At 71.0% G+C, this 20,517-nt stretch carries 19 protein-coding genes; 11 read left to right on the plus strand and 8 right to left on the minus strand.

The window, feature by feature from the left end:
* Positions 1-8 precede the first annotated feature (8 nt).
* From LY13_RS00420 to LY13_RS00440, 5 genes are all read left to right on the plus strand, one after another.
* Complete coding sequence (locus LY13_RS00420; RefSeq protein WP_253826092.1) at positions 9-1,031, plus strand: alpha/beta fold hydrolase; 1,023 nt, start codon at positions 9-11, stop codon at positions 1,029-1,031.
* Entirely contained in the window at positions 1,028-2,206 is a 1,179-nt protein-coding gene (locus tag LY13_RS00425) for an acyl-CoA dehydrogenase family protein (protein WP_253826093.1), read from the plus strand. The genes LY13_RS00420 and LY13_RS00425 overlap by 4 nt, the downstream gene beginning before the upstream one ends.
* Positions 2,206-2,715, plus strand: coding sequence for a flavin reductase family protein (locus LY13_RS00430; RefSeq protein WP_253826094.1), 510 nt, complete (start codon positions 2,206-2,208; stop codon positions 2,713-2,715). Before LY13_RS00425 ends, LY13_RS00430 begins: the two co-directional genes overlap by 1 nt.
* The gene (locus tag LY13_RS00435; RefSeq protein WP_253826095.1) at positions 2,712-3,347 is read left to right on the plus strand and encodes an alpha/beta hydrolase; all 636 of its coding nucleotides are present in this window, start codon (positions 2,712-2,714) and stop codon (positions 3,345-3,347) included. Before LY13_RS00430 ends, LY13_RS00435 begins: the two co-directional genes overlap by 4 nt.
* A gap of 518 nt (positions 3,348-3,865) precedes the next feature.
* A complete protein-coding gene (locus LY13_RS00440; RefSeq protein ID WP_253826096.1) occupies positions 3,866-4,657 on the plus strand; it encodes a class I SAM-dependent methyltransferase in 792 nt (263 codons plus the stop codon).
* A 21-nt stretch (positions 4,658-4,678) separates the two neighbouring features.
* Here LY13_RS00440 and LY13_RS00445 read toward each other — a convergent pair whose 3' ends face one another.
* Entirely contained in the window at positions 4,679-5,320 is a 642-nt protein-coding gene (locus tag LY13_RS00445) for a TetR/AcrR family transcriptional regulator (protein WP_253826097.1), read from the minus strand.
* Positions 5,321-5,390: 70 nt separating this feature from the next.
* Here LY13_RS00445 and zapE point away from each other — a divergent pair, with 70 nt between their 5' ends.
* Positions 5,391-6,437 carry a cell division protein ZapE gene (gene zapE, locus LY13_RS00450; protein ID WP_253826098.1) on the plus strand — a complete coding sequence of 349 codons (1,047 nt, stop codon included), beginning with the start codon at positions 5,391-5,393 and terminating at the stop codon, positions 6,435-6,437.
* A gap of 63 nt (positions 6,438-6,500) precedes the next feature.
* Here the strand turns inward: zapE and LY13_RS00455 are convergent, their stop codons facing one another.
* A complete protein-coding gene (locus LY13_RS00455; RefSeq protein ID WP_253826099.1) occupies positions 6,501-6,953 on the minus strand; it encodes an RrF2 family transcriptional regulator in 453 nt (150 codons plus the stop codon).
* A gap of 211 nt (positions 6,954-7,164) precedes the next feature.
* Here LY13_RS00455 and LY13_RS00460 point away from each other — a divergent pair, with 211 nt between their 5' ends.
* Positions 7,165-8,283, plus strand: coding sequence for an NADH:flavin oxidoreductase (locus LY13_RS00460; protein WP_253826100.1), 1,119 nt, complete (start codon positions 7,165-7,167; stop codon positions 8,281-8,283).
* A 58-nt stretch (positions 8,284-8,341) separates the two neighbouring features.
* Here LY13_RS00460 and LY13_RS00465 read toward each other — a convergent pair whose 3' ends face one another.
* The gene (locus LY13_RS00465; protein ID WP_253826101.1) at positions 8,342-9,520 is read right to left on the minus strand and encodes an LLM class flavin-dependent oxidoreductase; all 1,179 of its coding nucleotides are present in this window, start codon (positions 9,518-9,520) and stop codon (positions 8,342-8,344) included.
* Between the two features lie 191 nt (positions 9,521-9,711).
* Between LY13_RS00465 and LY13_RS25535 the strand changes: the two genes are divergently transcribed.
* Both LY13_RS25535 and LY13_RS00480 read left to right on the plus strand, forming a co-directional pair.
* Positions 9,712-11,208 carry a fatty acid desaturase gene (locus LY13_RS25535; RefSeq protein WP_301298253.1) on the plus strand — a complete coding sequence of 499 codons (1,497 nt, stop codon included), beginning with the start codon at positions 9,712-9,714 and terminating at the stop codon, positions 11,206-11,208.
* Positions 11,209-11,250: 42 nt separating this feature from the next.
* Positions 11,251-11,889 (plus strand): TetR/AcrR family transcriptional regulator, encoded by a 639-nt coding sequence (locus LY13_RS00480; protein ID WP_253826102.1) that lies wholly within the window; start codon positions 11,251-11,253, stop codon positions 11,887-11,889.
* A 19-nt stretch (positions 11,890-11,908) separates the two neighbouring features.
* Here LY13_RS00480 and LY13_RS00485 read toward each other — a convergent pair whose 3' ends face one another.
* Both LY13_RS00485 and LY13_RS00490 read right to left on the minus strand, forming a co-directional pair.
* Positions 11,909-12,595 (minus strand): response regulator, encoded by a 687-nt coding sequence (locus tag LY13_RS00485; RefSeq protein ID WP_253826103.1) that lies wholly within the window; start codon positions 12,593-12,595, stop codon positions 11,909-11,911.
* Between the two features lie 9 nt (positions 12,596-12,604).
* Positions 12,605-14,269, minus strand: coding sequence for an ATP-binding protein (locus tag LY13_RS00490; RefSeq protein WP_253826104.1), 1,665 nt, complete (start codon positions 14,267-14,269; stop codon positions 12,605-12,607).
* A 236-nt stretch (positions 14,270-14,505) separates the two neighbouring features.
* Between LY13_RS00490 and LY13_RS00495 the strand changes: the two genes are divergently transcribed.
* The gene (locus tag LY13_RS00495) at positions 14,506-15,969 is read left to right on the plus strand and encodes a CitMHS family transporter (RefSeq protein WP_253826105.1); all 1,464 of its coding nucleotides are present in this window, start codon (positions 14,506-14,508) and stop codon (positions 15,967-15,969) included.
* A gap of 111 nt (positions 15,970-16,080) precedes the next feature.
* Here the strand turns inward: LY13_RS00495 and LY13_RS00500 are convergent, their stop codons facing one another.
* From LY13_RS00500 to LY13_RS00510, 3 genes are read right to left on the minus strand one after another with little or no spacing between them, the layout of a single operon-like run.
* On the minus strand, positions 16,081-18,267 hold the full coding sequence (locus tag LY13_RS00500) for a xanthine dehydrogenase family protein molybdopterin-binding subunit (protein ID WP_253826106.1): 2,187 nt from the start codon (positions 18,265-18,267) through the stop codon (positions 16,081-16,083).
* Positions 18,264-19,259 carry an FAD binding domain-containing protein gene (locus tag LY13_RS00505; protein ID WP_253826107.1) on the minus strand — a complete coding sequence of 332 codons (996 nt, stop codon included), beginning with the start codon at positions 19,257-19,259 and terminating at the stop codon, positions 18,264-18,266. The genes LY13_RS00500 and LY13_RS00505 overlap by 4 nt, the downstream gene beginning before the upstream one ends.
* Positions 19,246-19,719: a (2Fe-2S)-binding protein gene (locus LY13_RS00510; protein ID WP_253826108.1), complete on the minus strand. Its 474-nt coding sequence runs from the start codon at positions 19,717-19,719 to the stop codon at positions 19,246-19,248. The genes LY13_RS00505 and LY13_RS00510 overlap by 14 nt, the downstream gene beginning before the upstream one ends.
* Before the next feature lie 164 nt (positions 19,720-19,883).
* Here LY13_RS00510 and LY13_RS00515 point away from each other — a divergent pair, with 164 nt between their 5' ends.
* Positions 19,884-20,462, plus strand: coding sequence for a TetR/AcrR family transcriptional regulator (locus LY13_RS00515; RefSeq protein WP_253826109.1), 579 nt, complete (start codon positions 19,884-19,886; stop codon positions 20,460-20,462).
* Positions 20,463-20,517: the final 55 nt, after the last annotated feature.

Consider the following 20,517-nt stretch of genomic DNA (forward strand, 5'->3'; position numbering starts at 1 on the left):
TGACGGACATGACGGCACCACATGTGGCGGGCGGCCACGAGTCGACCGTCCGCCGTGGACAGTTCTGGATCCCCGGCGAGCGCGTCGTGGCCGAGCACGGAACCGTGCAGCGCGCCCCGATGTTCGTCTCGTGGGAGGCGCCGCAGGAGGGGGCTCACCCCGTGCCGCTCGTGCTCGTGCACGGCGGAGGCGGACAAGGCACCGACTGGACGGGCACTCCCGACGGCAGGCCGGGATGGGCCACGCGGTTCGTCGAGGCCGGGTTCGCGGTCTACGTCGTCGACCGCTGCGGGCACGGCAGGTCGCCGTACCACCCGGACGTGATCGGGCCGATGGGAGCACAGTTCCCGTACGAGGCCGCCACGGCGCTGTTCCTGCCCGACGAGATGCGCGAGCACCAGACACAGTGGACGTTCGCGCGGGAGGTCGGCTCCGACGACGTCGACCAGCTCCTGAGTCCGATGGGCCCACTGCCCGCGGACCTCGCCGAGTCGCAACGCCTCGACGCGGACCGGCTCGCCAAGCTCCTCGACCTCCTCGGCGAGGCGGTACTCGTGACGCACTCGGCGGGCGGGCCGGTCGGCTGGCTGGCCGCGGCCGCGCGGCCGGGGACCGTGGCGGCGATCGCCGCGATCGAACCGGTCGGGCCGCCCTTCGCGGAGATCCCCGGCATGGGCACGCTCAGCTGGGGCCTCACCAGCGCCGAGATCGCGTGCGACCCGCCCGCGGCCACTCCCGAGGAGGTGGCGGGGAGACGCATCCCCGGCCTGGCCGGCACGCCGGTCGCGGTGGTGACCGGCGGTGCCTCGGCGTTCGCGGACTTCGCGCCGCAGGTCGTGGACTTCCTGAGCGGAGCGGGTGCCGACGCCCGGCATGTGCACCTGCCCGACCACGGCATCACCGGCAACGGTCACGCGCTGATCTTCGAGGCCAACTCGGACGAGACCGTCAAGCCGGTCATCGACTGGATTCTCACCGCCGTCGAGCCGCGTGTGACGGCCCCGGCACCGACCGAAGGACGGACATCATGAACCAGCTGCACGTCAGCGAGCACTTCGACCACATCATGGAGCGTCTCACCGCGATCACCCCGGTGCTGGAGGAGAACGCCGACCAGGGCGAGGAACTGGGCAGGCTGGCCGACGAGAGCGCGAAGGCCCTGCGGGAGAGCGGCGCCCTGAAGATCGGCATTCCGCACGAACTCGGTGGGTACGAGTTCTCCCCGCGCCAGGTGATCGACACGATCGCGAAGGTGTCCTACGCGGACGCCTCCGCGGGCTGGGCGTTCATGGCCCTGCAGATGGTCACCGGGACGACGGCCGCCTACCTGGGGCCGGAGGCCGTGGCGGACCTGTACCCCGACGTGGCCGACGATCGGTACGCCACGCTCGCAGGCCAGGGCACGAAGCTCGGCACCGCCGTCAAGGTCGACGGCGGCTACCGCATCAGCGGGCACTGGCACTTCGCGTCGGGAATGTCGATGGCGTCCCACATTCACACCGCCGCGTTCTGCGAGGAGACCGGCGAGGCGCTCATCTTCTCCCTTCCCAAGGAGCAGGTGACGGTCGTCGACAACTGGGACGTCATGGGCCTGCGCGGCACGGGCAGCCACGACTACGTGTGCGAGGACGTGTTCGTGCCCGCCACGCACGTCTACGAGATCGCGACGACGACCACCCTGCAGGGCGGGGCGATCTACCGCATGGGCCTGGCCAACATGTCCGGCATCTGCCACACCGGTTGGGCGCTCGGCGTGGGCAGGCGGATGCTCGACGAGATGAAGGCCCTGGCGGCCAAGAAGACCGGCGGCCCGAACGCGTCGGTGGACACCCAGCAGTTCTACGCGGAGTACGCCGAGGCCGAGGCGAAACTGCGGGCGGCCCGGGCGTGGGCGATGGAGGTGTGGGCCGACAACGAGGTCACCCTCGACGCGGGCGAACCGCTCGACACGGAGCAGGAGACACTCACCCGGCTGATGCTGAACAACACGACGTGGTCGGTGCACGCGGTGGGGCAGACCGTCTACAAGTGGGCGGCCACCGCGGCGCTGCGGCGCGGCGTCCTGCAGCGGTTCTTCCGTGATCTGCACGCGGGCACCCAGCACGTCACCTCAGGGCCGGTCGTGTTGCAGAACTGCGGCAAACTGCTCAGCGGCCTGGCGCCGAACGCGCAGTGGGTGTTCCTGGAGCTGCAGGAGGCGCAGTGATGTCGGAGTCCGACGAGGCCCTGGCCGAGCGGTTCGCGGCCGCGTTCCGCACGCATCCGGCCGGGGTCGCCATCATCACGGCCGACGACGGCTCGGGACCCGCCGGGCTCACGGCGACGTCGGTCATCTCGCTAAGCGCACGGCCCGCCCTGCTGGCGTTCTCGTTGTCGGCCCGCTCGTCGGCGGCGCCGCGCATCGAGGCGGCGGGCAGCGTCGTGGTGCACCTGCTCGACGCCGGGCAGGTCGACCTGGCGAAGCGGTTCGCCACGGGTGGCATCGACCGGTTCGCGCCGCCGTGCCGGTGGCACCGGTTGGCCACCGGTGAACCCGTGTTGTCGTCGGTGGGTACGTGGCTGCGGGGACGGATCGCCGACGGGCTGACGGCGGGTGGTTCGACACTGGTCGTGGTCGAGGTCGACGAGGTCGGTCCGGGCGCCGCGGCCGACGCGCCGCTCGTGTACCGGGACCGCACCTGGTACGCGCTCGACGAACGGGCGGTGACCGCATGAGCGCGCCGTTGCAGGAATGGGGCGCGGCGGCCGACCGGGCCGAGTTGGCCGTCCTGACGGTCCACGGCCGCGGGCAGGACCCGGCGTTCATGCGGGAGACCTCGCAGCGGTTCGGACCGGCTCCGGTGCGGTTCTTCGCCCCGGAGGCCGAGGGCAACACGTGGTACCCGCTCTCGTTCCTCGAACCCGTGGACCGGAACGAACCGGCGCTCGGCCGGTCGTTGGAGGTGCTCGACGATGCGCTCGGGCGGATCGCACGGGCCGGGTTCGACGCGCGGCGGACCGTGCTCTGGGGTTTCTCGCAGGGCGCGTGCCTGGTCTCGCAGCTGATCCTCACCGCACCGCGCCCGGTGGCGGGCCTCGTCGTGTTCACCGGCGGGTACGTCGGTACGGAGCCACCCGGGCCGGAGGAGGGTTCGCTGCAGGGTGTCCCGGCCGTGGTGCGGAGCATCGAGCACGATCCGTGGGTGCCGCGGAACCGGGTCGAGGCGACGACGGAGCTGCTGCGCCGGGCGGGTGCGGACGTCGATCACCGGATCGACCCGGGCGACGAGCACATCATCACCGACGAGGCGTGCCGGACGGCGACCGAGTTGCTCGTCGCCACGGCCGCGCGAGTGTCGTCGGGGTGACCACCTCGGGGCGAGGATCGTGACCGTCCCCGGCAGCCGCGGATCCGTGGCTGCCGGGGACGGTTCGCGTGTCCGCCCGACACCTGGTTCTGCGGGGACCGTCGAGTGGCTCGATCGAGTGAGAATCGTTGCCGGGCCTCGGCGGTCGAGGACACCGCGGAGCCCGCGAGGCACGGAACGCGAGCTGCTCGCGATGGCGCCGTCGGTGCGTTTGCCGTGGTGAGGCGCCGCGGGGTCGCCACGCCGGCGGCCGGCGACGCGCCCGTCCGCCCCGTGCACGTGGGGCTCTCGGCGGGGGTTACCGTGACCGCGGCCACGTCGTAATCAACTCGTGACAACAACGTCGTCGGCGGCCGGAACGGCCGATTCCGTGGCACAGCGCCGTCAAGGTGACACAGCGAGAAGAACGGTCATTCGGGGCAACGGCGCCCCCTCGCGCCGGCGGTGGTCGTTCGTGTCGACGGTGGCCATCGGCGCCCACGACGGTCACAGCTCACCCCGCAGGAGGTATCGACACCGTGCTCGAGAAGAAGCGTCACAAGGCGGAGCAGTTGGCCAGGGGTGCCTACCGTGCGGTGCGGGACCGGGGTCGCTCCCGCGACGTCGAACGGCTCGAAGCGGAGGTGGCGGCCCTCCGCAAGGACGTGAAGCGCGTGCTGGACCGGGTCGTCGAGTTCGAGATCCGGTCGCGGCGCGACACGGTGTACGCGGGTGATCAGGAAGCGGCGCTGGAAAGTCACCATTTCGCGCGGGAGAACATGATCGGGGCGGAGCATTTCCGCACGCCCGCCGAGACGCTGCGGCATGCGCTGTCGCTCGCGCCGACCGGTGGACTCGCGTTCGAATTCGGGGTGGCCACCGGCAACACGCTTCGCCTGATCACGTCGGTCCGCGACGACAAGCAGGTCTTCGGCTTCGACTCGTTCCAGGGGCTCCCCGAACCGTGGCTGGTCGGGATCCAGGCCGGCACCTTCGCACGTGAGGACCTGCCGGACGTGCCCGGTGCGGAACTGGTCGTTGGCTGGTTCGAGGACACGCTGCCGGACTTCCTCGACCAGCACCCGGGCCCGGTGGACTTCCTGCACATCGACAGCGACCTCTACAGCTCGGCGAAGACGGTGCTCGACCTCGTCGGGCCCCGGCTGCGCCCCGGCAGCATCGTCGCTTTCGACGAGTACTTCAACTACCCGGGCTGGCAGGAGCACGAGCACAAGGCCTGGCAGGAGTACGTCGAGCGCACGGGCACCTCGTTCACCTACGAGGCCTACACCTACGCCAACCGGCAGGTGGTCGTCCGCATCACCGGGTGACCGCCGTCCCGGACGTGGGATTCAGGTCCGCGCCGTGGCTCCTCGGAGCTGGGCGGCCACGGCGCGGCGGAACGCCTCCACGCTCGCCGTACTGCCGGGTTCGGGTGGCGTCACGGCACCGTTGCCCGCGATGCGGTCGAACACGAGGCCCTCGGCCAGGGCCACGAGGTCGGCACCCGCGGTCTCCGGGTCCGGGGCACCCAACGCGTCGAGCAACGCGACCGCGGCGGGCACGGAGAACGCGGCACGCGCGAGGACCGGGTGGAGTTCCCCGTCTCCGGAGGTCTCGACGACCAGCGCGTAACGCGCCACGGTGTCCCGTCGGCGGGTTCCGACGGTGTGGTCGAGGAACGTGGCGATGCGCGCGGCGGCGGCGTCGATGTCGTCGGCGTCCGGCATGTCCGCGGTGTTCCTGGTGTCGGCCGGTTCGGGGTCGCTGCCGGTGCCCGCGACCCCGTCGAAGTCCGCGCGCGCTCGTGCGGCGAGCCGGTGCACCGCGGCGGCCAGCAGCGTCCGCCGGGTGCGCAGGTAGTACGACGTGGACCCCGCCGGGAGTCCGAGCCGGGTGTCGACGGCGCGGTGCGTCAGGGCGCGTGCTCCGTGGTCGGCCACGATGTCCAGCGCCGCCTCCGCCATGAGGGTGCGGCGATCTCGATCACTCATCGGCCCGCCTTCCGCTTGTCCGCAGTACTCTTCAACCGTAGAGGACTCTTCAGGTGTAGAGGAGCGGCGGATGGGCGGGACTGCTGCATTCACGACGGCGTTCACGACGGCGGCCGCGCAGCGGGGGTTCCGGCTGGACGATGCGCAGCGAGACGCGGCTGCGGTGCTCGCCGCGCTGGGGGAGCGGTTGGCGAGGCGGTTCGTGCGCCGTCGTCCCGGCGGTGTGTACCTGTACGGACCGGCAGGCCGGGGCAAGACGTTCCTCGCCGACACGTTCTGCGACGCGGTCGCGGTGCCGGCGCTGCGCGTGCACTGCCATGCGTTCTTCGATCGGTTGCACGGCGCGGTGTTCCGGTGCGGTTCGGTCGAGGCGGCCGTCGCCGAGTTGATCGGGCACGCCCGGCTCGTGGTGTTCGACGAGTTCCACGTCGCGACTCCGGGGGACGCCGCGTTGGTCACGCGGTTGCTCGACGTACTGGCGGACCGGAGGGTCGCCCTCGTGGCGACGTCGAACGACCACCCGGACGAGTTGCTGCCCGATCCGCTGTATCACCACCTCTTCCTGCCCGGCATCGCGGTGATCAAGCGGCGCCTGGACGTCGTCGCCGTGGCGGGGCCGACGGATCACCGGACACGGGGCGGGCCCGCCGGTGGTTTCGGCGGGGTTCATGTCCGGTGCACCGGTCCCGGCGACGTCGTCGCCGCCGGTCTGGCTCCGCCGTCGGCGGAGGAGCGTTCGCAGGTACGGGGGACCGGGAGAACGCTGCCGGCACTGGCGGTGCGCGCCGACAGCGGTGTCCCGGCCGTGAACGGCGAGGTGTGGTTCGACTTCGGCGAGCTGTGCGAACGGCCGACGTCCACTCACGACTACCTGGCACTGGCCGAGCGCTTCGGGACATGGGTGCTCAGCGGGGTGCGTCCGCCGCGCAGCCCGGACGGCTGGCAGCGGCTGGTGAATCTGGTGGACGTCCTTCACGATCGCGGCAGGACGCTGCATCTGATCGCCGACCGCAGCTTGCCGGAACTGCTCGCGCACCGTCCACAGGGGACGGATCGAACCGCGAGCAGGCTGGGGTTGTTGCGAGAGTCGTCGCCGGAGGCGCCGCCTGTCGGGTGACCGCGCGGGACGCCGTCGCGCATGCGGGGCAGCGTCGCGAACGGTCGCGGGCGCCGGTGGTGTTCAGCGCGGTGCGGCCGTCTCGCGGAGAGAACGCACCTCGGCGAGGCTGTCGGCCAGGGTGCGTTCGCCCAGCACTCCGAGGACGGCCTGTTCGGTGTCGGCATTCAGTCTGCTGAAGAACTCCTCGGTGTTGGCCGTCGCCTCGCAGGACGCGGTGTCGGGGCGGCAGGCCCACAACGGCTTGTCCCCGACGGAACACCGGTAGATCTCGGCGAGAGTGATCTCGTCGGCGGGGCGGGCGAGTCGGGCTCCGCCTGCGCGTCCCTTCGTCGATTCGACGAGGCCGCCGTGGACGAGCGGCACGAGCAGTTTGCGGACCAGGCTCGGGTTGGTCGCCAGGACGTCCGCGAGCTGCGCCGAGCTCGACGTCGGCGGGTCGGCGGGGTCGTGCTCCGCGGTGGCGGCGAGGTAGAGCATCGCCTTCAGCGCGCTCGAGAACCGAATGTCCAGCACGTGCCCGTTCACCACCTTCCTGTTCCATAGCTCCAGCGTACCGGCGGCGCGGGATTCCCGTGCGCCCAATGGTATTCGACACAGTTACAGTTTCGCCGCGGATATGTATGTTTGACAGGAGCAGTTTTCGTCCCGGATTCGGTACGCGGTGTCCGTGCCGACGGCGCCGCCGGTCCTGACAGTGCAGTAGTCGAAACGCAGTAGGAGCAGCATGTCCACACGCGCCGCACAGGCCCTCGCCCGCCCGTTCACCCTGGGCTCGGCGGAGCTGCCGAACCGGATCGTCATGGCGCCGATGACGCGGGCGTTCTCGCCGTACGGTGTCCCCGGCGACGACGTCGCGGCCTACTACAGCAGGCGTGCCGCCGCGGGCACGGGCCTGATCATCACCGAGGGCACGTACGTCGACCATCCGTCCGCGGGCGACATCGGGAAGGCGCCGCGGTTCCACGGCGAGGACTCCTTCGCCGGCTGGCGGCGCGTCGTCGACGCGGTACACGCCGAGGGCGGCACGATCATGCCGCAGCTGTGGCACGTGGGCATCCAGCGGGTGGCCGGGAAGCCGCCGTATCCGGAGGCGCCGTCGGTGGGGCCCTCCGGTGTGGCGCTGGACGGCACAGAGGGTGCGGGCGACGCGCTCACCTCGGCCGACATCGACCGGATCGTCGAGGCGTTCGCCGAGGCCGCGGCGCAGGCCGAGCGGATCGGGTTCGACGGTGTCGAGCTCCACGGCGCCCACGGGTACCTGATCGACCAGTTCCTGTGGGAGCGCACCAACCGCCGCACGGACGGGTACGGCGGTGACGCGGCCTCGCGGACGCGGTTCGCGGCCGACATCGTGCGCGCCGTGCGCGAGCGGGTGTCTCCCGACTTCCCGGTGTTGTTCCGCTTCTCGCAGTGGAAGGCCGACAACTACGACGCGAAGCTCGCGACCACGCCGGACGAACTGCAGGAAGTGCTCGGCCCGATCGCCTCGGCCGGTGTGACGGCCTTCCACGCCTCGGGGCGACGCTACTGGGAGCCGGAGTTCCCCGACTACGACTCGACGTTGAACATCGGCGGCTGGGCCCGCAAGGTCACGGGCAAACCGGTCATCACGGTCGGGTCGGTCGGACTCGACGCGGTGTTCAGCCCGGAGACCTTCCAGGGTGCGGGAGCGGGTGTGCAGAGCATCGAGGGGCTGCTGGAACGGTTCGAACGCGACGAGTTCGACCTGGTCGCCGTCGGCCGAGCACTGCTCGCGGACCCGGAGTGGGCGAGCAAGGTGCTCGGCGGTCGCGAAGCCGAGCTCGTCCCCTTCACCAAGGACGCCGTGCAGACGCTGCACTGACGCGTGCGGGGCCGGTGACGGCGACGTGCGGCTGCCGCCGTCACCGGCCCGGTGGTCGTCACGACTGTTCGGTCTTCTCCTTCTCGTAGCGTTCCGTCATGGTCGCCACCGCCTGCAGCTGTGCAGCGGCGTAGTCCTCCCGTGTGCTACGGGCGCGCTGCTTCGCGGCGAGCGTCTGGTCCGCGTGCGAGACGGCCCCGCCCTGGAAGTGCGGCATGACGTGTTGGGCGATGAGCTCGTAGGAGCGTTTCGTCGCGGCCGGGTCGGCCCACTCGTGGGCGAGCAGCAGCATGCAGCCGAACCCGCCGGACTGGTCCCACAACCGTTGCACCTGGGCGCGGGCGTCCTCCACGGTGCCGATCGCGCCGACACCGGCCTCGTTGATGAAGTCGATCATCTCGCGGAGGCGGTTGCCTTCGACGGCCATCTGCGGGAACGCCGCGGTCTTCTGGAAGTAGTCGAACCACGTCTCGATCCCGTACTCGACGTCCCGGTAGGCCTGCTCCCGTGTCTCGGCCACGTGCATCAGGCCGACGAGCCGCCAGTCGCGGCGCGACACGGTGTGGCCGTAGTGCGCCGCGCGTTCCTCGACGACGCCCCAGTGGTGGGCGAGTGCGTCGAAGCCGTCCTGCGTCATCGTCGCTCCGATCGACAGCAGTCCGGCGCCGTGGCGCCCTGCCAGCCGCGGTCCCGTCGGGGAGGCCACCGCGGCGACGGCGATGTCGAAACACGGCTCGGTGTACGGCCGCAGGTGCAGTCGCGCGTCGACGAGACTGTGCGTCCGTGTCTGTTCCGTGACGGTCTCGCCGCGCAGCAGCCGCATGATGATGTCGAGATCGACCTCCATCAGTTCACGGGTGTCCGTCGGCGTGAGGCCCAGCATCATCGAGTCCGACGGCAGGGATCCCGGGCCGCAGCCGAGCATCGTGCGCCCGCGCGTCAGGTGGTCGAGCAGCACCATGCGCTCGGCCACCCACAGCGGATTGTGATACGCGATCGACGTCACGCCGGTGCCCAGTTTGATCCGCCGCGTCCGCTCGGCGGCCGCGGCGATGAAGATCTCCGGTGACGCGATCAGTTCGGTGCCCGCGGAATGGTGTTCGCCGATCCACGCCTCGTCGTACCCGCACGCGTCCAGGTGTTCGACCAGCTCGAGGTCGCGCTGCAGTGCCAGCGTCGGGTTCTCGCCCGCGGGGTGGAACGGGGCGAGAAAGGTGCCGAAACGCAGTCGATCCATGGGGCTCTCCTTGAGCTCGTGGTGCTCGGGCGATCCCTCCGAACGTAATCCGGATCACACCCGGCGACTGTCCAGATATTCGACACCGCGACTCGCGGCCCGCTCGTTCGGGCGATGTACGCGCCGCTCCCTATTGTCCATGCCGCTTTACAAACTCTACGATTCTGTAAATCGGATCGAGGAGGCATGCGATGAGTGACGCGACGGCAACGGTGCCCGCCGGCTCGACGGAGGAATGGACCGACCGCAAGCGGTACCTGTGGTTGATCGGCCTGGTCGTGCCGTCATTGGTGTTCGTCGCGATCGGCCTGCACGCGGCCACGGGATGGGGTGTGTGGCTGTGGATCGGACCGATCGTGATCCTGGGGGTCGTGCCGCTGCTCGACCTGGTGGCCGGACTGGACCGGAGCAATCCGCCGGACGACGTCATCGAACGGCTCGAAAGCGACCGCTACTACCGGTGGGTGACCTACGCGTTCCTGCCCATCCAGTACGCGGGGTTCGTCGTCGCGCTGTGGCTGATCGCCCGTGGTGACCTGTCGGCCCTGGACGAGGTCGGGCTGGCGATCACGGTCGGCTGCGTGGGCGGTATCGGTATCAACACCGCGCACGAACTGGGGCACAAGAAGGAGAGCCACGAACGGTGGCTCTCGAAGATCGCGCTCGCACAGAGCTTCTACGGCCACTTCTACATCGAGCACAACCGCGGCCACCACGTCCGTGTGGCCACGCCCGAGGATCCGGCGAGCAGCCGGGTGGGCGAGAGTTTCTACCGGTTCTGGCCGCGGACCGTCGTGGGTTCCCTGCGGTCGGCGTGGCGGCTCGAGCGCAAGCGCTACGCACGGCGCGACCGGCACCCGTACCGCATCGGCAACGACGTGCTCAACGCGTGGCTCATGTCGGCGCTGCTGTGGGCGGCGATGGTCGTGTGGCTCGGGATCGGCGTCCTGCCGTACCTGCTGATCCAGGCGGTGGTCGGGTTCTCGCTGCTCGAGATCGTGAACTACATGGAGCACTACGGCATGCTGCGGCAGCTGCGCGGCACCCCGGGGCGCCGCCGTTACGAGCGCGTCGACCCCAGCCACAGCTGGAACTCGAACAACATCGCGACGAACGTCCTGCTGTATCACCTGCAACGGCACAGCGACCACCACGCGAATCCGGTCCGCCGCTACCAGACGTTGCGTGACTTCGCGGAATCGCCGGTGCTGCCCACCGGGTACGCCGGGATGATCGTGCTCGCACTGATTCCGCCGCTGTGGCGGCGCGTGATGGATCCGCGCGTGCTGGCCCACTTCGACGGCGACATCGCCCGCGCCAACATTCAGCCGAGCAAGCGGGAGAAAATCCTCGCCCGGTACGGCGGCGCAGGCGTGTCGGACACCGGCGCGGCGACCACCGTCACCGAGGCGACCCTCGAGAACGAGACGTCCCTCGAGAACACGGCCACGCGGGACACGGCCGAGGACTCGGCGACCGGGTCCGTCGCCGCCGACGTCCACGGCGAGGCCACCGAGGGCGGGATGTGTCCCGGCTGCGGCTACGTCTACGACGAGCGGACCGGTGATCCGAGGGAGGGCTTCCCGGCGGGCACTCCCTGGTCGGCGATCCCGGACTCGTGGTGCTGCCCTGACTGCGGTGTGCGCGAGAAGATCGACTTCGTCGCTCCGGGAAGGGTCGGCGCGTGAGCCGGTTCGTGGCGGGCCGGGAGCACGGCGGGGACGCCTAGAATGGCGATCATGGGTGACACTCTCGCGGCCGCGACGGCGGTCGGCGGTCAGTACCGGCAGCCGATCATCGTCGCGGCCGTCGAGATCACCGCGCGCGAGGGCTGGTCGGCGGTCACGATGGCCCGGCTGGCCGAGCGCATCGGGGTCAGCAGGCAGACGGTCTACAACGAGGTCGGGTCGAAGACCGCGTTGGCCGAAGCCATGGTCGCCCGCGAGCTCGACCGGTTTCTCGCGCTCGTGCGCGGGGCGTTCGACCGCCACCCCGACGACCTTCCCGGCGCGATCTACGACGCCGTGCGCGGCGTGCTCGACCTCGCCGCCGACAACGTGCTGCTGCGTGCCGTCGCGTCGGCCACCCACGGCGGGGACACGGAACTGCTGCCGCTGCTGACCACCCGCGCCGACACGCTCATCACCGAAGCGACGGCGATCCTCGCCGAGCGGGTGCGCTCCCACCGGCCCGGACTGGGCGCCGAGCAGCTCGACGTGGCGGTCGACGTGCTCGTGCGTGCGGTCCTCAGCCACGTCATGCAGCCCTCCGACACGCCCGCGCGCACCGCGGACGGGCTGGCGTGGCTGGCGGCAAGGGTGCTCGACGACGGTTCGTCGGGCGTTCCCCTGCGCTACGGCGGTCGCTGACCGGCCCGTCCGGGACCGGTCAGACCACCCAGTGGTACCGGTGTTCGGGACGGCCCGCCGAGCCGTAACGCATCCGCAGCTCGGCACGTCCGTCGGAACACAGGTACTCGAGATACCGGCGCGCGGTGACGCGCGCGATCCCCGCACGTTCGGCGACCTCGACGGCCGACAGGTCGGCACCCGCCGTGCGCAGGGTGTCCGCGACCAGCCGGGCCGTCTCGGCGGTCAGCCCTTTCGGCAGCTCGCGCCGGCTGGCGGGTCGGTGGACGCCGAAGACGCTGTCCACGTCGCGCTGGGTGACCTCGTCGACGCCGGTCAGCGTGTTCCGAGTGGCGGCGAAGCGTTCCAGTTGGTCCCGCAGCGCGTCGAGGTCGAACGGCTTGATCAGATAGTAGACGGCGCCGCCGTGCATCGCCCTGCGTACGCTGTCGACGTCGCGCAATGCACTGACGACCAGCACGTCGACGGGCGCCGAACCGCCGGCACCGGTGCCGCCGCGCAGTCGCTGCAGTACGTCGATGCCCGACATGTCGGGCAGGTACAGATCCAGCAGGACCAGGTCCGGCCGGTGCGCCGCGACCGCCTCCAGTGCCGCCGAGCCGGTGTGCACGACGCCCGCCACGGCGAAACCGCGCATCGCGGCGACGCAGTCCGCGTGGTTGCGGGCCACCCGCGCGTCGTCGTCGACGACGAGTACGGACAGCACTCGGGCACCTCACCTCTCCTGGATCTCTGCGGCCGGGTTCGGGGCCGGCCGCACCCGCGCATCCTCCCGTACGGGAAGGAACGCGCTGAACACGGTCTCCTCGGTGGTGTCGACGTCGACCCAGCCGCCCCAACGCGCACATGCCTGCCGCACGAGCGCCAGGCCGAGCCCGCGCGGCCCGGAACCGTCCGGCGCGCGGTCCTTCGTGCTCACACCCGGGGTGAACACGCTGTCACCGAGCTCGACGTCGATGCCCGGGCCCGCATCGGTCACGCGCACCTCGAGCAACCGGTGCTCGTCGTCGTGGAGCCGGACGAGCAGTTCGACCCAGCCGTCGGAACCGACCGCGTCGAGGGCGTTGTCGACGAGGTTGCCGACGACGAGCAGCACGTCGTCGCGCAGCCCCGGCGGCAGGGTCGCAGGCACGTCACTGAGCGCCGCGAGCTCGAAGTCCACACCCTGTTCGGAGGCCTGCGCCGACTTCGCCAGCACGAGCGCCGCCAACGCCGTGTCGGCCACGTGGTCCGAGACCCGGGTCGACGCCTCGGCCGTCGTGGCCGACAACTCGGCCAGGTACCGCCGTGCCTCCGTGACGGCTCCGAGGTCGAGCATGCCGCCCACCGTGTGGATCCGGTTGGCGAACTCGTGGGTCTGGGCCCGCAGGCCGCCGACCACGGTCCTGACGCCGTCGAGCTCACCGCCCAGCCGCACGAGCTCGGTGTGGTCGCGCAGGGTGACGAGTCTGCCCGTGCCCTGCGCGCCGATCCGCACGGCACGGTGTTCGCACACCAGGAGCCGGTCGCCTGCGGGCAGGAACACCTCGCCGTCGGTGTCCTCCTTGCCCTCCAGCATCGCGCGCAGGCGCGGATGGAGCCCGAGATCGGCAGGGGTTCGCCCGACGCAGTCGCCGGGCAGGCCGAGCATCGCGCGGGCCGAGTCGTTGGCCAGCAGCACGGCTCCGTCGGCGTCGGCCGCGAGGACGCCTTCGGAGATCGCGTACAGCAGCGCCTCCCTGCTCTCCAGCAGTTCGGTGATCTCCCGCGGTTCGAGGCCGTGTGTCTTGGCGCGGATCCTGCGCGAGATGAGCCACGCCCCGCCCGCACCGACGACGAGCGCGAGCAACAGCCCGGCGCCGATCGTGGGCAGCGTGCCTGCCGCCGCGAGCGAGACCCGCGAGGACAGCACGCCGACCGACACGTAGCCGACGACCTCGCCCGAGCGCGACTCGACCGGCACCCGGGTCCGCAGCGTCAGGCCGGCGGGGCCCCATTCGGTGCCCGTCCAGACGTTGCCCGCGAGGACCGGTGCGGGGTCGGTGTGTGGCCTGCCGCCGATCTCGTCCGGATCGGGATGGGAGTGGCGGATGCCGTCGGAGTCGACGATCACGACGTAGCGCACCTCGGCGGCGCGGCGGATCCGCTCGGCGAGGGAGGCGATCTCGCCGCGATGCCGGGGATCGGCGAGGTAGTCCCGCACCGTCGGCAGTTCGGCGACGGAGTGGGCCAGCGTCAGCGCGCGTTGCGTGTACTCGTCGCGCACCTCGCGGTACTGGTTGACCGTCCACAGTGCACCGGCGGCGAGCAGGGCGACGAGTAGCAGGAGCGTGATCGCGAGGAACAGGGAACCGGTCAGGGACAGGCGGGGACGGGTTCTCCCGGTGCGGCGCGCCCTCACCGCCGCCGCTCCTCGGGACTCACCGGCATCCGCGGAGCCCGGGAACTCGGCGAAGCCGGTGAAGCCGGTTCTGCGGCTGAGACCACTACGACCATTACCGATCCAATGCACACAACGCTCGTGGGCGCGGCCACGCCCGGTTCATGATGTCGCAAATCGCCGTACATCCGGGTGACACACCTCCTCGGGTCCGCGGCGGGCGAACTCGATGACCAACGGAGGCAGGAGACGCGCCCATGCTCAGTATCGTCGGCTTCGGGGTGATCGCGGCGATAGCGACGCTGTTGATCCTCGGCCGGATCGCACCGGTGGTGGGGATGACCGTCATTCCGACGGTCGGCGCCTTCCTCGCCGGTTTCAACGCCGAGGAGATCGGCGAGTTCTTCGAATCGGGGCTCGCCTCGGTGCTCAACGTCGCCGTCATGCTGGTGTTCGCCATCCTGTTCTTCGGCATCATGAACGACGTCCGGCTGTTCAACCCGCTGATCAACCTGATGGTGCGGATCAGCGGTGGCAACGTCGTCGGCGTCGCGATGGTCACCGTGATCATCGGCGTCGTGTGCCACCTCGACGGATCCGGTGCCACGTCGTACCTGATCGCGATCCCCGCGCTGCTCCCGCTGTACCGGCGCCTCGGGATGAGCCCGTACCTGCTGATGCTGCTGCTCAGCACCAGCATGGCCATTCTGAACATGTTGCCGTGGGGTGGCCCGGTGGGCCGAGCCGCCGCGAGCACCGGGCACGACCCGATCGCGCTGTGGCAGGAACTGATCCCGTTGCAGATCGTGGGCGTCGTGATGCTGCTGGGTATGGCCGCGCTGCTCGGGCTGCGGGAGAACCGGAGGATCGCACGCGTCGCCGCGGCGGGAGACCCCGAACCCGAGCTCGCCCTCACGGCGGCCCCGTCGGCAGGCTCCGGTGGAGGCACCGATGTCGGCGGGCACGGACCCGACGTCGCCGCCGGCGGGCACGGCGGCGCCGTCGACACGCCTTCGGGACTGTCCGGAGGTACGGGCGACGCGGGGAACCCTGCGGCCCCGGGCGACGCGGATGCCGGCACCGGCGGGGACGCGGTGGCCGGAAAGCCGTACCGGCCCTGGTTCAACGGACCGCTGGTCCTGACGTTGCTGGGTGTCCTCGTGGCCGACGTGCTGCCGGCGGGACTGGTGTTCATGCTGGGTCTCAGCGCGGCACTCGTGGTGAACTACCCGAAGGTGTCCGACCAGATGGAACGCATCCGCGCCCACGGCGGCGGTGCCCTCGGCACCGGCGCGATCATCCTCGCGGCCGGTTGTTTCCTCGGCGTGCTGGAGGAGTCCGGCATGCTGCGGTCGCTGGCGACCGACATGATCGCACTGCTGCCGGACGGCGTCGTGCCGTTCCTGCACCTCGTCGTCGGTGTGCTCGGGATGCCGTTCGAACTGGTGCTGAGCACCGACGCGCACTACTTCGCGCTGCTGCCGCTCGTGCACGACGCGGCGACCCAGCTGGGCGTGGGCTCGACCACGGTCGTGTTCGCGGTGCTCATCGGCAACGTCATCGGGACGTACATCAGCCCGTTCAACGCCTCGGTGTGGCTCGGGATCGGACTCGCGGGCGTGGACATGGGCAAGCACATCCGCTACTCGTTCCTCCCGATGTGGGGCTTCAGCATCGCGCTGCTCGCCGTCGCGGTGCCGCTCGGGATCGTCGCGTTGTAGGAGTCGGGGCCGGGTGCTGCGGCAGGAAGGAACCGGTCGTGTCGCGATCGACCCGTCACTGTGGGCGGGCCTCCGGGGGTTCCGGAGACCCGCCCACGGCTCGCGCGGGTCTCAGCCGTCCTCGAGCAGGTCCTCGATCCGGATGGGCAGCCGCCGCACCCGGATGCCGGTGGCGTTGTGCACCGCGTTGGCGACGGCCGCGGCCACGCCCACGATGCCGATCTCGCCGAGCCCCCGCGCGCCGAGATCGCTGAGCAGCGTGTCCGGGTGTTCGACGAACTGCACGTCGACGTCGGGAATGTCGGCGTTGACGGGAAGGAGATAGTCGGCGAGGTCGCGGCGGGACATCCTGCCGTCGTCGTCGAACTCGATGCCCTCGTGGAGTGCCGCGGACACGCCCCAGATCATGCCGCCCGCGAGTTGACCGCGCGCCGTGCGCGGGTTGATGATCCTGCCCGCGTCGAAGACACCGAGCAGGCGTGACACCCGGACCTCCCGGGTGAGCCGGTGCACCCGCACCTCGCAGAACTGCGCGCCCCACGAGCCGAACGAGTGTTTCGTCGTCTCCTCTCCCGGCGCGGTGGTTCCCGTCGCGGACAGTGTGCTGCGCCCGGTGGCCCGCAGTACGTCGCCGAACGTCATCGGGTCGCGCTCCGGAGCGTCCAGCGCGTACACGGTCCCGTGGGCGTAGCCGACGTCGTGTCCGCGCAGCGGCCCTTCCTCCGACGACGCGAGCGCCACCAGCTGTTCGATCACCGTGCTCGCGGCGACCATCGTGGCGGACCCGGCACTCGCCGTCGCGGTGGAACCGCCCGACAGGCCGCCGGGCGGTAACCGCGAGTCTCCGAGCCGTGGGACGACGCGGTCCTGCGGGACGTCGAGCGATTCGGCGCCGACGATCCGCAGTACGCCGAGCAGGCCGGTGCCGGGGTCGGCACCCGCCGTCGCGACGTCCGCGGTGCCGTCGTCGTGGAGGGTCACCCCGACCGTCGCGGGGAACCGCAGCCCGGGGAACATCGCGGTGGCCGTGCCCATGCCGACGAGCCAGTCGCCGTCGCGCCGGCCACCGGGCGTGCGGTCGGCCCAACCGAACCGGGCGGCACCGATCTCGAAGCATTCGTCGAGGTGCTTGCTCGACCACTGGAGGTCCTCGCCGGGCGGTGCGGTCGAGTTGTTGCGCAACCGCAGCGCGACCGGGTCCATGCCGATGGCCTCGGCGAGTTCGTCGACCGCGCTCTCGAGGGCGAACGATCCCGGTGCCTCGCCCGGCGCCCGCATGAAGGTCGCAGGCGGGACGTCGAGCGGCACGGCCTTCTGGCTGATCGCCAGGTTCTCCGTGGTGTACCACTCGCGGGACGTGCCGTGCGAGGTCGGCTCGACGAAGCCGATCTCCCGGGTGGTGGTCGACCACGAGTCGTGCCGCACCGCGACGAGGCCGCCGTCGCGGCGCGCACCGAGGGCGATGCGCTGGCGCGTGGCGGGACGGTTGGCCGTGGCGGTGAAGACCTGCTCCCGGGTGAGGGCGGCTTTCACCGGCCGGTCCAGCGCCACGGCCGCGGCGGACGCCAGCAGCGCGGGCATCGACGTCGCCTTGCCGCCGAACGCACCGCCCACCACCGGGTTCTCGACGTGCACGGCGTCCACGGGGACGTCGACGGCGCTCGCGAGGTCGCTCGCCACCAGGTGGGGCGCCTGATTCCCGGCGTACACCGTGAGTTCGCCGCCGGACCACACGGCCAACGCGGAATGGGGCTCCATCGCCGCGTGGTTCTGCGCCGCCGTCTCGTACGTCGCGTCGATCGTCACGTCGCTCGCCTCGAGTGCGTCCTCGATGGACGCGACGCCGTCGGCCAGGACCGTCAGCGACGGCGGTGCCTCGCTGGCGGCGGGTTGCGCGTCGACGGCGGACGTGAGCCCGTCGGAGAACGAGGTGGCCGCCGGTCGCTCGTGGTAGGCCACGTCGGCGAGCGCGGCGGCGTCCCGCGCCTGCTCGAACGTCTCCGCCACCACGAAGCCGATCGGCTGGCCGTGGTACCGCACGTCCTTGTCCTGCAGTGGCAGCCACATCCGGCCGAGCAGCGCCGAGTTCACCGGGTGCAGGGGGAGTGGTTCGAACGGCGTGTACACCGCGAGCACCCCCGGAGCCGCGCGCACCGCCTCGACGTCCATCGACGCCAGTTCTCCGCGGGCGACGGTGCTGAGGACCAGGTAACCGTGTGCGGCGCCCTCGACGACGTTGTCGAGGGCGTACGTCGCGCGGCCGGTGACCTTGAGCGGGGCGTCCGGTCTGGCGGTCATCGCGTGCTCCCTTCGGCCAGTTCGAGCAGCGCACGGACGAGCGTCCGCCGCAGCAGCGGCACCTTGAACCCGTTGTGCGTCAACGGTGTCGCGCCGTGTGTGGCGACCTCGGCCGCTGCCGCGAACGCCGATTCGGTCGCCGGTTCGCCCCGGAGTGCCGCCTCGACGCCGGGGAGTCGCCAGGGGATCGTGCCCACCCCGCCCGCGGCGATCCGGGCGTCCACCACGACGCCGTCGCGGACGTCGAGTGAAGCGGCGACGGAGCAGAGCGCGAACTCGTACGACTGCCGGTCACGGACCTTGACGTAGGTGGAATGCGCCGCCCGCTCCGGATGGGGGACGACCACGTCGGTGGTCAGCTCACCGTCCCGCAGGCCGGTCTCGATCTCCGGGGTGTCGCCCGGGGTCCGGTAGAAGTCGGCGAGCGGGGTGGTCCGGGCGCCGTCGGAGCCGACGAGGCGTACCTCGGCGTCGAGCGCGACAAGGGCGACGGCGAGGTCGCTCGCGTGCGTCGCCACGCAGTGGTCGGAGGTGCCGAGCACCGCATGGCCGCGGTTGTTGCCGCCGAGTGCGCTGCAGCCACTCCCGGGGGTGCGTTTGTTGCAGGGCATCGTGGTGTCGCGGAAGTACCCGCACCGCGTGCGCTGCAGCAGGTTGCCGCCGATGGTGGCCATGTTCCGCAGTTGCTGCGACGCGCTGAGCGTCAGGGCGCGACGGACGGCGGGCGGCACGTCGGGATGCTCGGCCACGTCGCTCATCCGCTCGAGTGCGCCGATCCGGAGTCCGTGGCCGGCGTTGCCGTTGTCGCTGTGGCCGCCTTCGTCGGCGCCGATCCCGCGGAGCGGCAGGGCGTTGATGTCGGCCACCCGTGGGGGAGTGAGGACGTCCAGTTTCATGAGGTCGACGAGTGTCGTGCCGCCCGCGAGGAAGGTGTGGCGGCCGTCGACGGCGTCGTCGATCGTCGTCGGGGCGGTGATGTCAAACTGTCGCATCGGCTCGCCCTTCTTCGCTCGCGCCGTCGCGGACGGCGGCGACGATGGTGGGATAGGCCGAGCAGCGACAGAGGTTGCCCGACATGAACTCCCGGATCTCGTCCGGCTCGGCGAGGCCGCGGTCCGCGGCGGCGACGGCGGACATGATCTGACCGGGAGTGCAGAATCCGCACTGCAACGCGTCGTGCTCGGCGAAGGCGCGTTGCATCGGGTGGAGTCGTTCGGGAGTGGACAGTCCTTCGACGGTGGTCACGGGCTGTGTCACGGTGGCGGCGAGGGTGAGGCAGGACAGGGCGGTGCGTCCTCCGATGTGGACGGTGCAGGCGCCGCACTGCCCGCGGTCGCACCCCTTCTTCGGTCCGGTGACGCCGAGACGCTCCCGCAGTGCGTCCAGGAGTGTCACGCCGGGTGCGACATCGAGGTGTTCGGTGGTGCCGTTGATCTCGAGTGCGATGTTCATGGGGTCCGTTCCGCGCAGTTCGGATGCGCTGTCGAGTGCGGAAGGGAACGAGAAGCGGATAGGTATCCGCAGTGACGTCCACGACGTTAGCGGATACCTATCCGGTTTGCAACGGGTAGGCTGCTCGGGCCGGGGAGTCGTGTCGAGCAGTCGCGGGAGGGTGGATGTCGAGCGGATCGGTGAGCCGCAGGCGTGCCGATGCCCGCCGCAATCACGAGGCGATCCTCGTCGCCGCGGCCGCGTCGCTGACCAGAACCGGTGAGCTGTCGTTCAACGCGATCGCGAAACAGGCCGGCGTCGGGGTCGGCACCGTCTACCGGCACTTCCCGACGCCCGCGTCGCTCATCCTGGCGGTCTACGAGCGCGAGGTCGACCAGATCGTCGACGCGGTACCGGGCCTGCTCGCCGAGCAGCCCCCGGACGCGGCGTTCCGCGCGTGGATCATGGACCACGTCGCGCACTACATGATGACCAAGCGCGGCCTGGCCGAGGCGTTGCAGCGCGTCAGTGCGACGTCCGAGGAGTCCGACGCACTTCCGGCCGGCGCCTTCGACCGGATCCGCTGTGCGCTGGCGGACCTGCTGCGCGCGAACGTGGAAGCCGGGAACGTCCGCGAGGACGCGGAGGTCGACACGGTCATCCGCTGCCTGTTCGGCCTGTTCCATCTCGACCCGGCGAGCGACTGGCAGGCCGAGGTCGCCAAGGTGACCGACGTGGTGTGGCGCGGCATCCGAGCCGACTGAGGAGACCGCCGGGTCGAGCGGTCGACGATCACGGGTCCCACCCTGGTGCTAGCGT

This window comes from Prauserella aidingensis (assembly GCF_024171865.1).
Classification (GTDB): Bacteria; Actinomycetota; Actinomycetes; order Mycobacteriales; family Pseudonocardiaceae; genus Prauserella; species Prauserella aidingensis.

Coding starts and splice junctions, on each gene's coding strand:
- LY13_RS25535 (WP_301298253.1), top strand. CDS start 9,712: ATGAGTGACGCGACGGCAACGGTGCCCGCCGGCTCGACGGAGGAATGG.
- LY13_RS00515 (WP_253826109.1), top strand. CDS start 19,884: ATGTCGAGCGGATCGGTGAGCCGCAGGCGTGCCGATGCCCGCCGCAAT.
- LY13_RS00420 (WP_253826092.1), top strand. CDS start 9: ATGACGGCACCACATGTGGCGGGCGGCCACGAGTCGACCGTCCGCCGT.
- LY13_RS00510 (WP_253826108.1), bottom strand. CDS start 19,719: ATGAACATCGCACTCGAGATCAACGGCACCACCGAACACCTCGATGTC.
- LY13_RS00445 (WP_253826097.1), bottom strand. CDS start 5,320: ATGAGTGATCGAGATCGCCGCACCCTCATGGCGGAGGCGGCGCTGGAC.
- zapE (WP_253826098.1), top strand. CDS start 5,391: ATGGGCGGGACTGCTGCATTCACGACGGCGTTCACGACGGCGGCCGCG.
- LY13_RS00500 (WP_253826106.1), bottom strand. CDS start 18,267: ATGACCGCCAGACCGGACGCCCCGCTCAAGGTCACCGGCCGCGCGACG.
- LY13_RS00495 (WP_253826105.1), top strand. CDS start 14,506: ATGCTCAGTATCGTCGGCTTCGGGGTGATCGCGGCGATAGCGACGCTG.
- LY13_RS00460 (WP_253826100.1), top strand. CDS start 7,165: ATGTCCACACGCGCCGCACAGGCCCTCGCCCGCCCGTTCACCCTGGGC.
- LY13_RS00430 (WP_253826094.1), top strand. CDS start 2,206: ATGTCGGAGTCCGACGAGGCCCTGGCCGAGCGGTTCGCGGCCGCGTTC.
- LY13_RS00480 (WP_253826102.1), top strand. CDS start 11,251: ATGGCGATCATGGGTGACACTCTCGCGGCCGCGACGGCGGTCGGCGGT.
- LY13_RS00505 (WP_253826107.1), bottom strand. CDS start 19,259: ATGCGACAGTTTGACATCACCGCCCCGACGACGATCGACGACGCCGTC.
- LY13_RS00435 (WP_253826095.1), top strand. CDS start 2,712: ATGAGCGCGCCGTTGCAGGAATGGGGCGCGGCGGCCGACCGGGCCGAG.
- LY13_RS00425 (WP_253826093.1), top strand. CDS start 1,028: ATGAACCAGCTGCACGTCAGCGAGCACTTCGACCACATCATGGAGCGT.
- LY13_RS00465 (WP_253826101.1), bottom strand. CDS start 9,520: ATGGATCGACTGCGTTTCGGCACCTTTCTCGCCCCGTTCCACCCCGCG.